Here is a 13,063-nt window from a genome sequence, read left to right as displayed (position 1 = left end):
CTTACGTCAGAAGAAGTTGTTGAGAGGGGACGGGACTCAGAAGGGGGTCTCGTCGTCGTAGGCGCCGGGGGTGCTCCACCCGTCGTTGCCGCCACCGGTGTTGCCACCGCCGCTGGTGCCGCCGCCCGAAGGAGCGCCCCACGGGTCGTCCTGCGGCGCCGACTGCGGACGACCGCCGCCGCCACCACCGCCGCCGACCTGGCCGCGGCCTCCGCCGCCACCACCGCTGGCGCGCGTGACCTGCGCGGTCGCGTACCGGAGCGACGGGCCGATCTCGTCGACCTCCAGCTCGATCGAGGTCCGGTTCTGGCCCTCGCGGTCCTGGTAGCTGCGCTGCTTGAGGCGCCCGGTCGCGATGACGCGGGAGCCCTTCGTCAGCGAGCCGGCGACGTGCTCGGCGAAGTCGCGCCACACGCTCGCGCGGAGGAACAGCGCTTCGCCGTCCTTCCACTCGTTGCTCGCGCGGTCGAAGCTGCGCGGCGTCGAGGCGATCGTGAAGTTCGCGACCGCGAGCCCGTTCTGCGTGTAGCGCAGCTCCGGATCGGCGGTCAGGTTGCCGACGACCGTGATGATGGTCTCGCCCGCCACGACCGACTACCTCGCGGTCGCGGGGCGGGGCGCGCGGGGACCGCGGGAGCCGCGGTCGCCCCGGTCCGGACGCTCGCTGCGCTCGGGGCGCGGCTCGCCGGCGTTGTCGTTCGGCTTGCCGATCGACGCGACCGCCTCGTCCGCGCGGAGCACCTTCGTGCGGAGCACGGCCTCGGAGAGGCCCAGCTGCCGGTTGAGCTCCTGCGTGGTCTCGCTGGTCGCGGTCAGCTGCACGACGGCGTAGATGCCCTCGGTGTGCTTCGCGATCTCGTACGCCAGCCGGCGTCGGCCCCAGATGTCGACGTTGTCGACCGTGCCACCGTCATTGCGGATGACACCCAGGAACCGGTCCAAGCTGGGCGCGACGGTCCGCTCATCGATGCTCGGGTCCAGGATGACCATGAGCTCGTACTTCTGCGTCACTACCCCACCTCCTCTGGTCTGAACGGCCACGGACGATCCGTGGCAGGAGGGTGTGAAACCGTGTCCGGGCATGCTGACGCCGCCCGGGCAACCGCAACAGCGTAGCCCATGCGGGGGCGTGCTCCGTCTCGGAGGTGCGGTGCGGGCCCGGTCAGCCCGAGCGCTCCGCCCGCCACGCGCGGAGGCGGCGCTCCGCCTCCTCCTCGCCGAGCGGCCCCTCCTCGAGGCGGAGGTCGAGGAGGAAGCGGTAGGCAGCACCCACCTCGGGTCCGGGGCGCACGCCGAGGATCCGCATGATCGCCTCGCCGTCGAGGTCGGGTCGGATCGCGTCGAGCTCCTCCTGCTCCTGCAGGCGCTCGATGCGCTCCTCGAGGTCCTGGTACGCGGCGGCGAGGCGCCGGGCCTTGCGCTCGTTGCGCGTCGTCACGTCGGCGCGCGTGAGGATGTGCAGCTGCGGCAGGAGATCGCCGGCGTCGCGCACGTAGCGGCGCACCGCGGAGTCCGTCCACGCGCCCTCGCCGTAGCCGAAGAAGCGCTGGTGCAGCTCGATGAGCTTCGCGATCCGGTCGATGTCGGCGTTGGGGAAGCGCAGCGCCTTCAGCCGCTTCCGCGCCAGCTTCGCCCCGACCACGTCGTGGTGGTGGAACGTGACGACGCCGCCCGCCTCGAACCGCCGAGTCGCCGGCTTCCCGATGTCGTGCAGCAGCGCCGCGATCCGCAGCACGACGTCGGGCGCGGCGCCCGGGAAGCGCTCGTGCTCGAGGTCGATCGCCTGCTGCAGCACCTGGAGGCTGTGCTGGTAGACGTCCTTGTGCCGGTGCTCGCCGTCCTTCGTCAGGCGGAGCGCGGGCAGCTCCGGCAGCACCAGGTCCGCGAGCCCGGTGTCGACGAGCAGCTCGAGGCCCTCCCCGGGGCGGTCGGTGGAGACGAGCTTCACCAGCTCCTCGCGGACGCGCTCCGCCGACACGACCTCGATGCGCGGCGCCAGCGCCGTCATCGCCCGGCGCCCCTCGTCGTCGAGCGTGAACCCGAGCTGCGCGGTGAAGCGGGCCGCGCGGAGCATGCGGAGCGGGTCCTCGTCGAACGACTCCACGGCGGGCGAGGGCGTCGTGAGCCGGCGGTCCATCAGGGCGGCGATGCCGTCGGTCGGGTCGACGATGGCGAGCGACGGCAGACGGACCGCGATGGCGTTGACGGTGAAGTCGCGGCGCCGCAGGTCGCCGTCGAGCGTGTCGCCGAACACGACCTCCGGCTTCCGGGAGGACGGCACATAGGCGTCCTGGCGGTAGGTCGTCACCTCGACCGAGTCGCCCGCGACGCGCACGGCGACCGTGCCGAACGCCCGGCCGACGTCCCACATCGCCGAGGCGACGGGGCGGAGCACGGCCGCCGAGTCGTCGGGCCGCGCGGAGGTCGTGAGGTCGATGTCGGTCACCGGGCGGTCGAGCAGCGCGTCCCGGACCGGACCGCCGACGAGCGCGATCTCCTGGCCCGCGGCGGTGAACGCCTCGACGACCCGACGCACCGACTCGCGCTCGGCGAGCGCCGTCAGCCGCGGCGCGGCGGCGGCCACGGGGTGCATGGGACCAGCCTATGGAGGTGGGCGCGGCATCCCCCGGCCGGGGGACGCCTTCCGTACACTCGCCCGCATGTCGGAGCCCAGCGAGCGCGCGCCCGGCATCGGTCGGTGACCGCGAGCCGCGTGCTCGCGGCCCTGCTCGCCTCGGTCGTCGCCACCGTCGGCCTGGCCGCGGCCCCGGTCGCCGCGCCGTCGGCGCGCGCCGCGACCGAGCCCGCCTCGGTCGTCGTCGCCCCGGACGGCGGCGGCGTGGTCCGGAGCGGCAAGGACCTGGGCGTGACGGTCGTCGTCACGAACACCGGCACCGCGGCGCTGCCGTCCGGGCTGGTGAGCCTGGCGGTCGATGCGGCGCCTGCGGCCAGCACCGCGTCCCTCCTGACGTCGATCGCTCCGGCCGTTCCGCTCGAGGCGCTCCAGGGGAAGCTCCTCCGCGCGCACGCGTCGGTGAAGGCGCTGGGTGCCGGGGACTCCACCACCGTCCGCCTCACCGAGAAGTACGACGACCTCTCCGGCATCCTCACCGCGCCGAGCGGGGCTCGCACGCTGTACGTGCAGTACGCGGCGGGCCCGTCGGGCAGGGCCGCCAAGGTCTTCGCCCAGTCCGCGATCGTCAACATGCAGGGGTCGAAGGCCTCGGTCGGGCTGGCCGCGGTGATCCCGCTCGGCGCTCCCCCGAACGGCACCGGCGTGGTCGACGCGGCGAAGCAGGAGGAGCTGGTCTCCCCGGACGGCGCGTGGGGCATCGCGCTGCGCGCCGCGCAGGCGGACCCGCAGGCGGCGGTCGCGCTGGACCCGGAGGTGCTCGCGTCCATCCGGCTCGCGGGCGACGCCGCCCCGCCGGACGTCGCCGGCTTCCTGTCGACCCTCCGCGGCCTGCCGAACGAGTTCCTGCGCCTGCCGTACGCGGACACGGACCTGACGCTCGCCCGGGCCGCCGGCGCGCCCTCCTCGCTCGAGCCGACGAGCTTCGCCGGCGTGGGGCTCGCGAGCACCGCGACCGACGGCCCCACGCCGGCACCGACCGCGACGCCGGCCGCGACGCCGAGCACCGCCGCCGACCTCACCGAGTGGAACTGGTCCGACCGGGAGGTCGCATGGCCCGTCCCCGGCACGACGAGCGGGGCCGACCTCACGGCCCTCGGATCGTCGTCGGTGCTGCTGTCGTCGAACGACCTGAGCGACACCGCCACCCGCCGCGCCTCCGGCCCCCTCGCCCGGATCGGCTCGACGGACGTGCTCGTCGCCGACCCGACCGTCTCGTCCCTGCTCGCCACCGCGGGCGGCACGGGCGTCGCGGCGGACGCGGCGCTCGCGGAGCTCAGCGGCCTGCTCGCCACGTCCGCCGTGAACGGGGAGACCTCCGCGCTGCTCGCGGCGGTCGCGCGCGGGACGACCGCTCCGCACCTCGACGACGTGCTCCGGCGGCTCGGCGACGAACCCTGGGTGCGCCCGACGACGCTCGCGGGGCTCGGCTCGGCCTCGGACGCCGTGACCGTGCAGCTGAAGGCGGGGACGGTCCAGCGGTCGCAGGTCGCGACGGCGAAGGCCCTCGTCGCCGGCGAGCGCGGCGTCCAGGAGCTCGGGAAGGCGGTCGTCGCCGGCGCGGCGACCGTGACGGCCCCGAACCGGCTCGCCCTCCTCGCGACCCTGTCCACGGCGTGGCGTCAGGACGACGCCGGCTGGCGGACCGCCGCGACCGCCGCGACCACGGCGTTCGACGGCCTGCTGGACGAGGTGGCGCTCGCGAACGGCTCCGACTTCAACTTCATCGGCAACGACGGGAACCTCAAGATCTTCGTCACGAACGCGCTGTCCGTGCCGGTGCGGGTGGTGGTCCACGGCAGCGTCAGCAACGGCGCGGTGCAGTTCACGGACCGGACGGTGCAGGTGACGGTGCCGGCGAAGGGCCGCGCGCCGGGCATCCTCCCGTTCAAGTCGATCCGGAACGGCCGCACCGACCTGACCCTCAGCCTCACCACGCCGGACGGCACGGCGATCGGCACCACGTTGAACCGCGGCGCCACGGTGCGCGCCGGCTTCGACACGATCGTCGCGATCGGCCTGCTCGGCGCGCTGGCCGTGCTGCTGGCGATCGGGGTGTACCGCAACGTGAAGCGGCGCCGGCAGCCCCGGGCGGCCGCCGCGTGAGCTCCGGCCTCGGGAGGGCGAGCGCGCTGCTCGCCTCCGGCACGATCGTGTCGCGCGTGCTCGGGTTCGTCCGGAGCTTCGTGCTCACGGTCGTGTTCATCGGGCAGGCGAACATCGTCGGGAACGCCCTGACCGTCGCGAACCAGATGCCCACCAGCCTGTACGCGCTGATCGGCGGCGGCCTGGTGAGTGCGGTGCTCGTGCCCCAGACGATCCGCGCCAGCCGAGGCGCGGACGGCGGCGCCGCCTACGTCAACAAGCTCGTGACCATCGCGATCGTGATGCTCGGCGTCCTGACGGCGGCGCTCACGATCGCCGCCCCGCTCGTGATGCGCCTGTCCGTCCCGCTCGGAGCGACCTACGACGCCGCGGTGCCGTTCGCGTACTGGTCGATGCCGCAGATCTTCTTCCTCGGGATGTACGCCGTGCTCGGAGAGGTGCTGAACGCCCGGAAGCGGTTCGGCGCCTACACGTGGGCGCCGGTCGCGAACAACGTCGTCTCGATCGCGGTGCTCGGCCTCTTCCTCGCCGTGTTCGGCACGGTCGATCCCGGCCGGGGCACTGCGCTGCCGCCGGAGCAGACGGCGCTGCTCGCCGGCGGGACCACGCTCGGCCTCGTCGTGCAGGCGGCGGTGCTCGCGCTGGTGTGGCGCCGTACGGGCCTGGACTACCGGCCCGACTTCCGGTGGCGCGGCGTCGGCCTGCGCGCGACCGGGCAGGCCGCGGGGTGGACGTTCGCGATGCTCGTCCTCACCCAGGCCGCCGGATTCCTCCAGAGCCAGGTGGCGACGACCGCGAGCAGCCCGCTCCACCCGTCGTCGACCGCGCTGCTGAACGCGTGGCTGCTCTTCATGCTCCCGCACTCGATCATCACGGTGTCGCTCGCGACCGCCTTCTACCCGCGGATGAGCGAGCACGCCGCGGACGGCCGGCTCGACGCCGTGCGCGACGACCTCAGCGCCGTGCTCCGCGTCACCCTGATCGCGATGGGCGTCGCCACGGTCGCGCTGCTCGCGGTCGCCCTGCCGATCACGGCCTTCTTCAGCGAGACCAACAGGTACCTGACGACCGCGCAGCAGGCGCACGTGGTGGCGCCCGTCCTCGTCGCCTACGTCCTCGGCCTGCTGCCGTTCACCGTGCTCTACGTCGTCCAGCGCTGCTTCTACGCCCTGTCGGACACCCGGACGCCGTTCCGCTTCACGATCGTCCAGCTCGTGGTCGTGGTGCCCGGCCTGCTGCTCTGCTTCCTGCTGCCGCCGGCGTGGACCGCGGCAGGCATCGCCGCGGTGATCTCGGTGGGCGGGACGGTGCAGCTCGTCGTCGCCGTCGTGCTGCTGCGTCGGCGCCTCGGGCCCCTGCTCGATCCGCACCTGGTCGGCACGCTCCGCCGGCTGGTCGTCGCGGGTCTCCCGGCACTCGGCGCGGGGCTGCTCCTCCTCTGGGCGCTCGGGGGCTTCGCGGACGGCTGGCCCGTCGCGTCCCGCATCGGCGGCCTCGTGGGCGCGGTCGTCGTGGCGCTCACCTGCCTCGTCGTCTACGGGATCGTCCTGGCGCTGATGCGGGCGCCGGAGATCCGGCTCGCGACCGGATTCGTCCGCGCCCGGCTGCGTCGCTGACCCGGAATAGGCCCACGGCGATTACCGTTTGACCCCCCGTGGACGTCAAGGAGCGAGACATGCGTCAGGTGATCATCATCGGTTCAGGCCCTGCGGGGTACACGGCCGCGATCTACGCCGCGCGCGCCCAGCTCGAGCCCCTGCTGATCGCCTCCTCGGTGGAGGCCGGCGGCGAGCTCGTCAACACGACCGAGGTCGAGAACTTCCCGGGCTTCCCGGAGGGCATCATGGGCCCCGACCTCATGGAGAACATGCGGCTCCAGGCCGAGAAGTTCGGCACCGAGATCGTGCTCGAGGACGCCACCGCGGTCGAGCTCGACGGCGAGGTCAAGCGCGTGCACGTCGGCGAGGGCAGGTCGCACAAGGTCTACGAGGCGCTGACGGTCATCGTCGCGAGCGGCTCCGCGTACCGGAGGCTCGGCGTCGAGGGCGAGGACCGGCTGTCCGGCCACGGCGTCTCGTGGTGCGCCACCTGCGACGGGTTCTTCTTCCGCGGGAAGGAGATCGCGGTCGTCGGCGGCGGCGACTCCGCGATGGAGGAGGCGACGTTCCTCACGAAGTTCGCCTCGAAGGTCCACCTGATCCACCGCGGCGACTCGCTCCGCGCCTCGAAGATCATGCAGGAGCGCGCGTTCGACGACCCGAAGATCGAGTTCCAGTGGAACGCGAGGATCGAGGAGATCCAGGGCGGCTCGCTGGTCGACGGCGTGAAGCTCACATCCACGAACGGCGGCGAGGACACGCACCTCCCGGTCGACGGCGTGTTCATCGCGATCGGCAACGACCCGCGCACCGACCTCGTGAAGGACGTGCTCGAGCTCACGCCCGAGGGCACGATCAAGGTCGACGGCCGGTCCTCCCGGACCTCCCTCCCCGGCGTCTTCGCCGCGGGCGACGTCATCGACCCGACCTACCGCCAGGCCGTCACCGCGGCCGCCTCCGGCACGGTCGCCGCGCTCGACGCCGAGCACTACCTGGCCGCCCTGCCCGCCGAGCTGCTCGGCCGGGCGCGAGGCGACAACGCCCCGGGCGAGTCCCCCGCGGCCGGCGCGACCTTCACGCCGGACGGCGAACTGGTCGGCCGGGCGTAGAGTTCCCCTCCGTTCCTCATCCATCCATACGCCTAGGAGTGATCGACGCCATGCGCGAAGTGACCGATGCGACTTTCGAGCAGGAAGTCCTCAAGTCGGACAAGCCTGTGCTGGTGGACTTCTGGGCGGCCTGGTGCGGCCCGTGTCGCCGGGTCGGGCCCGTGCTCATGGAGATCGCCGAGGAGCACGCGGACAAGATCTCGATCGTCAAGCTGAACGTCGACGAGAACCCCGAGACCGCGATGAAGTACCAGATCACGTCGATCCCGGCGATGAAGCTCTACTCGAACGGTGAGGTCGTGAAGACGGTCATCGGCGCCAAGCCGAAGCCCGCCATCGAGGCCGACCTCGCTGCCGTCCTGGCCTGACAGCCCCCGATCCGATCGGCCCTCCCGTCGCAGCGCGACAGGAGGGATCCACGGGCGGGGGCCAGCACCCCGGCAGGACGAATCGACTCCAGCAGGACGAGACCAGTCTTGGATCCCTCCTGCCTCCGGTGCATTCGTCCTGCTGGGGCCTCGTGCGCGCACCGCGCGCGAGGGAGCACTGAGAAGGCACTGACGTGAGCGACCTCCGCCCGACCGGAACCGGCACCGACCTCGACCCGTGGCTCGCCACGTACGCCGAGCGAGCTTCCGGCCTGGCCGCCAGCGAGGTCAGGGCGCTCTTCGCCGTGGCCTCGCGCCCCGAGGTCGTCTCCCTCGCCGGCGGCATGCCGTACGTGCGTGCCATCCCGCGCGAGCTCGTCGCCGGTGCGATCGACCGCATGCTGCTCACGGACGCGCCCGCGGCCCTGCAGTACGGCTCCGGTCAGGGGCTGCCGCGGCTCCGCGAGCACATCGTCGAGGTGATGGCGGAGGAGGGCATCGCCGCCTCCCCGGACGACGTGGTCACGACGACCGGGTCGCAGCAGGCGATCGACCTCGTCACGAAGCTGTTCATCGACCCGGGCGACGTGATCCTCGCCGAGGGGCCCAGCTACGTCGGCGCGCTCGGCGTCTTCAAGTCGTACCAGGCGCGGGTCGTGCACCTGCCGATGGACGCGGACGGCCTGGTGCCGGAGGTCCTCGAAGCCGCGATCCTCGAGCAGCGGTCGCTCGGTCGCACCGTGAAGTTCCTCTACACGATCCCGACCTTCCACAACCCGGCCGGCACCACGCTGTCCGCGGAGCGCCGCCCGCGGATCGTGGAGACCTGCCGGCGGCTCGGCGTGCTGATCGTGGAGGACAACCCCTACGGGCTCCTCTGGTTCGACGAGGCGCCGCCGAAGCCGCTGCAGACGCTGAACCCCGAGGGCGTCGTCTACCTCGGCTCCTTCTCGAAGACGTTCGCCCCCGGCTTCCGCGTCGGCTGGGCGGTCGCCCCGCACGCCATCCGCGAGAAGCTGGTGCTCGCCACCGAGTCCGCGATCCTCTCGCCGTCGAGCTTCAACCACCACCTCATCTCCGAGTACCTGGAGACCGTGGACTGGCGCGCGCAGATCAGCCGGTTCCGCGACGTCTACCGGGAGCGGCGCGACGCCATGCTCGCCGCGCTCGGCCGGTACCTGCCGAACCTCACCTGGAACGAGCCGAACGGCGGGTTCTACGTGTGGGTCGGGCTGCCGGAGGAGCTGCACTCGAAGCAGATGCTGCCCCGCGCCGTCCGCGAGCTGGTCGCCTACACGCCCGGCACCGGGTTCTACGCGGACGGCTCCGGCGGGAGGGAGATGCGGCTCTCGTTCTGCTACCCGACGCCCGCGGACATCGAGGTCGGCATCCAGCGGCTCGCGACGGTGGTGAACGGCGAGCTCGAGCTGGTCCGCGCGTTCGCCGGCACCGTGTCGCTCGCACCCCGCCGCGACGACCGCGCCGTCGGCGCTCCGCCGCCGGACCTCCGCTGACCGACCCGCACCGACCGACCCGCCACCGAAGCGACGAGGAGACCTCATGGCCGGAACGACCCCTTCCGTGGTGGTGCTGTCGGGCGGCATCTCGCACGAGCGCGACGTCTCCCTCCGGTCGGGCCGGCGCGTGGTCGACGCGCTCGCCCGGCTCGGCTGGGCGGTGACCACGGCCGAACCCGACGCGCGCCTGCTGACCGCCCTGCTCGAGCAGCGACCCGACGTCGTATGGCCGGCGCTGCACGGCGCGAGCGGTGAGGACGGTTCGCTGCGGGCGCTCCTCGACGTGTCCGGGCTCACGTACATCGGCAGCCGCGGCCCGGCCGCCCGACTGGCGTGGGACAAGCCCACAGCGAAGCGGATCGTGTCCGACGCCGGGGGCACGACGCCCGCCTCCGTGACGCTGACGCGGGAGGTCTTCCGCGAGATCGGTGCGCGCAGCGCGATCGACACGATCCTCGGATCGATGTCGGAGCAGCTCGTCGTGAAGCCGGCCCGGGGCGGCTCCGCGCAGGGCGTGACGGTGGTCGACGAGGCGCAGCAGCTGCCCCGAGCCCTCATGGACGCCTTCACGTACGCGGACGAGGCGCTCATCGAGCAACGGATCACGGGCACGGAGGTCGCCGTCGGCGTCCTCGACGGTGACGAGGGCGCGGAGGCTCTGCCCGCCGTCGAGATCGTCCCGCGGAGCGGCTTCTACGGCTTCGAGGAGCGCTACACGGCCGGGGCGACGCGGTTCTACACGCCCGCCCGCGTGCCCGCGGAGGTCGCCGAGGCCGCAGGCGACCTCGCCGTGGTGGCGCACCGCGCGATGGGCCTCCGGCACCTCTCGCGGGCCGACCTCGTGATCGACGGCGAGGGCCGCCCGTGGTTCCTCGAGTCGAACGTCATGCCGGGGCTGACGGAGACGAGCCTGCTGCCGCAGGCCCTGCTCTCGACGGGCCGGGACCTGTCGAGCGCCTACGCGGCGATCACGCAGCGCGCCCTCGCCGGCGCCTGACCTCACCTCCCGTCCTGCAGGGCGGAGAAGGCGCCGTCGACGAGGACGGGAACGGCGGTGCTCGCGTCCAGCTCACCGGCGATCGCGACGTCCTCCGCGAAGCCCGCGTCGGTCAGCTCGCCCCCGCTCGGCAGGTCTGCGAGCGGCAGCCCGCGCCGCAGACCGGAGCGGAAGGCGTCGGCGGCCGCGAGGGCATCGGGCGTCGCGAGGTCCTCCCGTCCGACGGCCTCCAGGACGGCCCCGGCGCCCCAGACGTCCTCGAGCGCCGGACGCAACGAATCGTCCTGCCACCGCTCTCCCGCGGCGACGACGACGACCTCCGCGGTGGTCGAGCGCTCGAGATGACGCGCGCACGCGGCTCCGACCGCGCGGGCGTTGCGCAGGCAACCCGCGACGACGCTGCCCCGGCGGGCGAACTCGGCGCTCAACGTCGCTCCGTTCGGCGAGGGGAGGACGATGCGCCGGACGCCCGACGCCCGCCGGATCGAGCCGGGGGACAGGCTCACGCCGGGACCGCCGCGCGGACCGGCGAGGACCGCGCCGTGCTCCAGCGCGAGCTCCTCCGCCCGCCCGTCCCGCCACCGCGCGGGCAGGACCTCGATCCCCCGGTCGGCAGCGACGGTGACGCACGTGGAGAACGACAGCACGTCGACGACGACGATCAGCAGGCCCGCACCGCGCGCGACGGCCAGGCCGCCCTGCAGCCCCTGCTCGAACCGGATGCGTGGGCCCATCGACCCATCTGACCAGAAACGGGACGGCGGTGACCTACTTGCGGCGGAGGGCCGCCGTGCGCTGGGCGAGCATGCGCTCGCGCGCCTCGCCCTCCTCCCACTTCTCCTCGCCGATCTCCTCGAGGATGCGGTTCAGGTCCGCGACCGAGCCGAAGTCGATGACGATCCGGCCGCTCTTCGCGTTCAGGTCGACGCGCACGCGGGTGTCGAAGCGCGAGCCGAGCTTGTCCGCGATGTGGTCGAGCCCCTCATGGCGGCGCCCGGTCGCCTTCTTCGGCTTCGTCGGACCCGCGAGGCGGATCGCGGCGGCCTCGGACTGCCGGACGTTGAGGTCCTCGGTGACGATCTTCTCGACGAGCCGGTCCATGAGCTCGGGGTCGACGACCGACAGCACCGCGCGGGCGTGCCCTGGCGTGATGACACCGGACGCGACCTTCCGCTGGATGTGCTCTGGCAGGCGCAGCAGGCGGATCGTGTTCGTGATCGTGGTGCGGTTGCGCCCGATCCGCATCCCGAGCTCCTCGTGCGTGACGCCGAAGTCCTCGATGAGCTGCTGGTACGCGCTCGCCTCCTCCAGCGGCGTCAGCTGCACGCGGTGGAGGTTCTCGAGGAGCGCCTCCTGCAGCATCTGGTCGTCGCCGGCCTGCTTGATGACGGCGGGGATCGTGCGGAGGCCGGCCTCCTTGGCCGCCCGCAGTCGCCGCTCGCCCATGACGAGCTCGTACTTGCCCTGCGTCTCCGCGAGGGGGCGGACGACGATCGGCTGCAGGACGCCGTTCTCCTGCACGGAGACGACGAGCTCGGCCATCGCCTCCTCGTCGAACTCGCGACGGGGCTGCTGCGGGTTCGGGCTGATGTCGCCCGGGGCCAGCGCGACGAGCCGGAGCCCGGGCGCGGCCTGCAGGTCGTCTGCGGGCTCGTTCGCCCGCCCGAAGTAGACGTCCGACGGCCGCGTCTGGTCGAGCGGCCGGTCGTCGTCGGGCATCAGCAGTGCGCCGATGCCCCGGCCGAGCCGCTGCTGGCGCGCGGGCGCGGCGCCGGAGGTCTTCGGCGTGGTCATGCCGCGACCCCGCGACGCGCGATCTCGCCGGCCGCCTCGAGGTACGAGAGCGCACCGGGGGAGTTCGGGTCGTAGGTGATGACGCTCTGCCCGTGGCTCGGCGCCTCGGAGATGCGCACCGCGCGGGGGATGACGCTGCCGAGCACCTGCTCCGGGAAGTGCTTGCGCACGTCGTCGGCGACGTCGTTCGCGAGGCGGGTCCGCGCGTCGAACATCGTCAGCAGGATCGTCGACACCCGCAGGGCCGGGTTGAGGTGCTTCTCGATGAGGTCGACGTTCCGCAGCAGCTGCGACAGGCCCTCGAGCGCGTAGTACTCGCACTGGATCGGGATCAGCACCTCGGTCGCCGCGACGAACGCGTTGATGGTGAGCAGGCCGATCGACGGCGGGCAGTCGATGAAGACGTAGTCGAAGCGCTCCTCCGCGGACTGGAGGTACGCGTTCAACGCGGTGCGGAGCCGCTGCTCCCGCGCGACGAGCGAGACCAGCTCGATCTCCGCACCCGCGAGGTGGATCGTCGCCGGCGCGCACCAGAGGGTGTCGAACTCCGGGCTCTTCTGCACGACGTCCGACAGCGGCGCGTCGCCGACGATCACGTCGTAGACGCTGATCGTGTCGTGGCGGTGCTCGACGCCGAGCGCCGTGGAGGCGTTGCCCTGCGGGTCGAGGTCGATCGCGAGCACGCGCATCCCCGACTTCGCGAGGGCGGCGGCGAGGTTGACCGTGGTCGTCGTCTTGCCGACGCCGCCCTTCTGGTTCGCGACCGTGAAGACGCGGGTGGTGCGGGGGCGCGGCAGCGCGTTCCCCTTGAGGCGGGCGCGGCGCGCGGTGAGGTCGGCGAGCTCCCGGGCGAGGGGCGTCGACTCGTCGAATCCCGACCCTCGCGAGTCGAGCGCTGAGCTGGGTGTCACTTCGATCCTCGATGTCGGACGGTGTCCCCCG

At 72.9% G+C, this 13,063-nt stretch carries 12 protein-coding genes; 6 read left to right on the top strand and 6 right to left on the bottom strand.

The window, feature by feature from the left end; translation table 11 throughout:
- Positions 1-36: 36 nt before the first annotated feature.
- From CLV52_RS01955 to CLV52_RS01945, 3 genes are all read right to left on the bottom strand, one after another.
- The gene (locus CLV52_RS01955) at positions 37-588 is read right to left on the bottom strand and encodes a single-stranded DNA-binding protein (protein ID WP_133764355.1); all 552 of its coding nucleotides are present in this window, start codon (positions 586-588) and stop codon (positions 37-39) included.
- 6 nt (positions 589-594) lie between these two features.
- Positions 595-1,011: a 30S ribosomal protein S6 gene (gene rpsF / locus CLV52_RS01950; protein WP_211342584.1), complete on the bottom strand. Its 417-nt coding sequence runs from the start codon at positions 1,009-1,011 to the stop codon at positions 595-597.
- Positions 1,012-1,162: 151 nt separating this feature from the next.
- The gene (locus CLV52_RS01945) at positions 1,163-2,593 is read right to left on the bottom strand and encodes a CCA tRNA nucleotidyltransferase (RefSeq protein WP_133764353.1); all 1,431 of its coding nucleotides are present in this window, start codon (positions 2,591-2,593) and stop codon (positions 1,163-1,165) included.
- Positions 2,594-2,698: 105 nt separating this feature from the next.
- On the opposite strand from CLV52_RS01945, the gene CLV52_RS18245 reads away from it, so the two are divergent.
- From CLV52_RS18245 to CLV52_RS01920, 6 genes are all read left to right on the top strand, one after another.
- Complete coding sequence (locus tag CLV52_RS18245) at positions 2,699-4,738, top strand: DUF6049 family protein (RefSeq protein ID WP_162850676.1); 2,040 nt, start codon at positions 2,699-2,701, stop codon at positions 4,736-4,738.
- Positions 4,735-6,354: a murein biosynthesis integral membrane protein MurJ gene (gene murJ / locus CLV52_RS18240; protein ID WP_162850675.1), complete on the top strand. Its 1,620-nt coding sequence runs from the start codon at positions 4,735-4,737 to the stop codon at positions 6,352-6,354. The genes CLV52_RS18245 and murJ overlap by 4 nt, the downstream gene beginning before the upstream one ends.
- A gap of 59 nt (positions 6,355-6,413) precedes the next feature.
- Positions 6,414-7,445: a thioredoxin-disulfide reductase gene (gene trxB / locus CLV52_RS01935; RefSeq protein ID WP_133764349.1), complete on the top strand. Its 1,032-nt coding sequence runs from the start codon at positions 6,414-6,416 to the stop codon at positions 7,443-7,445.
- Between the two features lie 50 nt (positions 7,446-7,495).
- A complete protein-coding gene (trxA, locus tag CLV52_RS01930) occupies positions 7,496-7,813 on the top strand; it encodes a thioredoxin (RefSeq protein WP_246017897.1) in 318 nt (105 codons plus the stop codon).
- A gap of 194 nt (positions 7,814-8,007) precedes the next feature.
- Entirely contained in the window at positions 8,008-9,327 is a 1,320-nt protein-coding gene (locus CLV52_RS01925; protein ID WP_133764347.1) for an aminotransferase-like domain-containing protein, read from the top strand.
- 46 nt (positions 9,328-9,373) lie between these two features.
- The gene (locus tag CLV52_RS01920; protein WP_133764345.1) at positions 9,374-10,327 is read left to right on the top strand and encodes a D-alanine--D-alanine ligase family protein; all 954 of its coding nucleotides are present in this window, start codon (positions 9,374-9,376) and stop codon (positions 10,325-10,327) included.
- A gap of 2 nt (positions 10,328-10,329) precedes the next feature.
- Here the strand turns inward: CLV52_RS01920 and CLV52_RS01915 are convergent, their stop codons facing one another.
- The 3 genes from CLV52_RS01915 to CLV52_RS01905 are packed head-to-tail and all read right to left on the bottom strand — an operon-like array spanning position 10,330 to position 13,032.
- Entirely contained in the window at positions 10,330-11,061 is a 732-nt protein-coding gene (locus CLV52_RS01915) for a 2-phosphosulfolactate phosphatase (RefSeq protein WP_133764343.1), read from the bottom strand.
- Between the two features lie 34 nt (positions 11,062-11,095).
- The gene (locus CLV52_RS01910; RefSeq protein ID WP_133764341.1) at positions 11,096-12,121 is read right to left on the bottom strand and encodes a ParB/RepB/Spo0J family partition protein; all 1,026 of its coding nucleotides are present in this window, start codon (positions 12,119-12,121) and stop codon (positions 11,096-11,098) included.
- Positions 12,118-13,032 carry a ParA family protein gene (locus CLV52_RS01905; RefSeq protein ID WP_133764339.1) on the bottom strand — a complete coding sequence of 305 codons (915 nt, stop codon included), beginning with the start codon at positions 13,030-13,032 and terminating at the stop codon, positions 12,118-12,120. The genes CLV52_RS01910 and CLV52_RS01905 overlap by 4 nt, the downstream gene beginning before the upstream one ends.
- Positions 13,033-13,063: the final 31 nt, after the last annotated feature.

The sequence above is a fragment of the Amnibacterium kyonggiense genome (genome assembly GCF_004364555.1).
GTDB classification, from domain to species: Bacteria; Actinomycetota; Actinomycetes; order Actinomycetales; family Microbacteriaceae; genus Amnibacterium; species Amnibacterium kyonggiense.
The sequence above is the reverse complement of the archived record's forward strand: the minus strand, read 5'-3'. Positions and strand labels throughout refer to the sequence as shown.

Coding starts and splice junctions, on each gene's coding strand:
- CLV52_RS01945 (WP_133764353.1), bottom strand. CDS start 2,593: ATGCACCCCGTGGCCGCCGCCGCGCCGCGGCTGACGGCGCTCGCCGAG.
- trxB (WP_133764349.1), top strand. CDS start 6,414: ATGCGTCAGGTGATCATCATCGGTTCAGGCCCTGCGGGGTACACGGCC.
- trxA (WP_246017897.1), top strand. CDS start 7,496: ATGCGCGAAGTGACCGATGCGACTTTCGAGCAGGAAGTCCTCAAGTCG.
- CLV52_RS01920 (WP_133764345.1), top strand. CDS start 9,374: ATGGCCGGAACGACCCCTTCCGTGGTGGTGCTGTCGGGCGGCATCTCG.
- CLV52_RS01915 (WP_133764343.1), bottom strand. CDS start 11,061: ATGGGCCCACGCATCCGGTTCGAGCAGGGGCTGCAGGGCGGCCTGGCC.
- CLV52_RS01910 (WP_133764341.1), bottom strand. CDS start 12,121: ATGACCACGCCGAAGACCTCCGGCGCCGCGCCCGCGCGCCAGCAGCGG.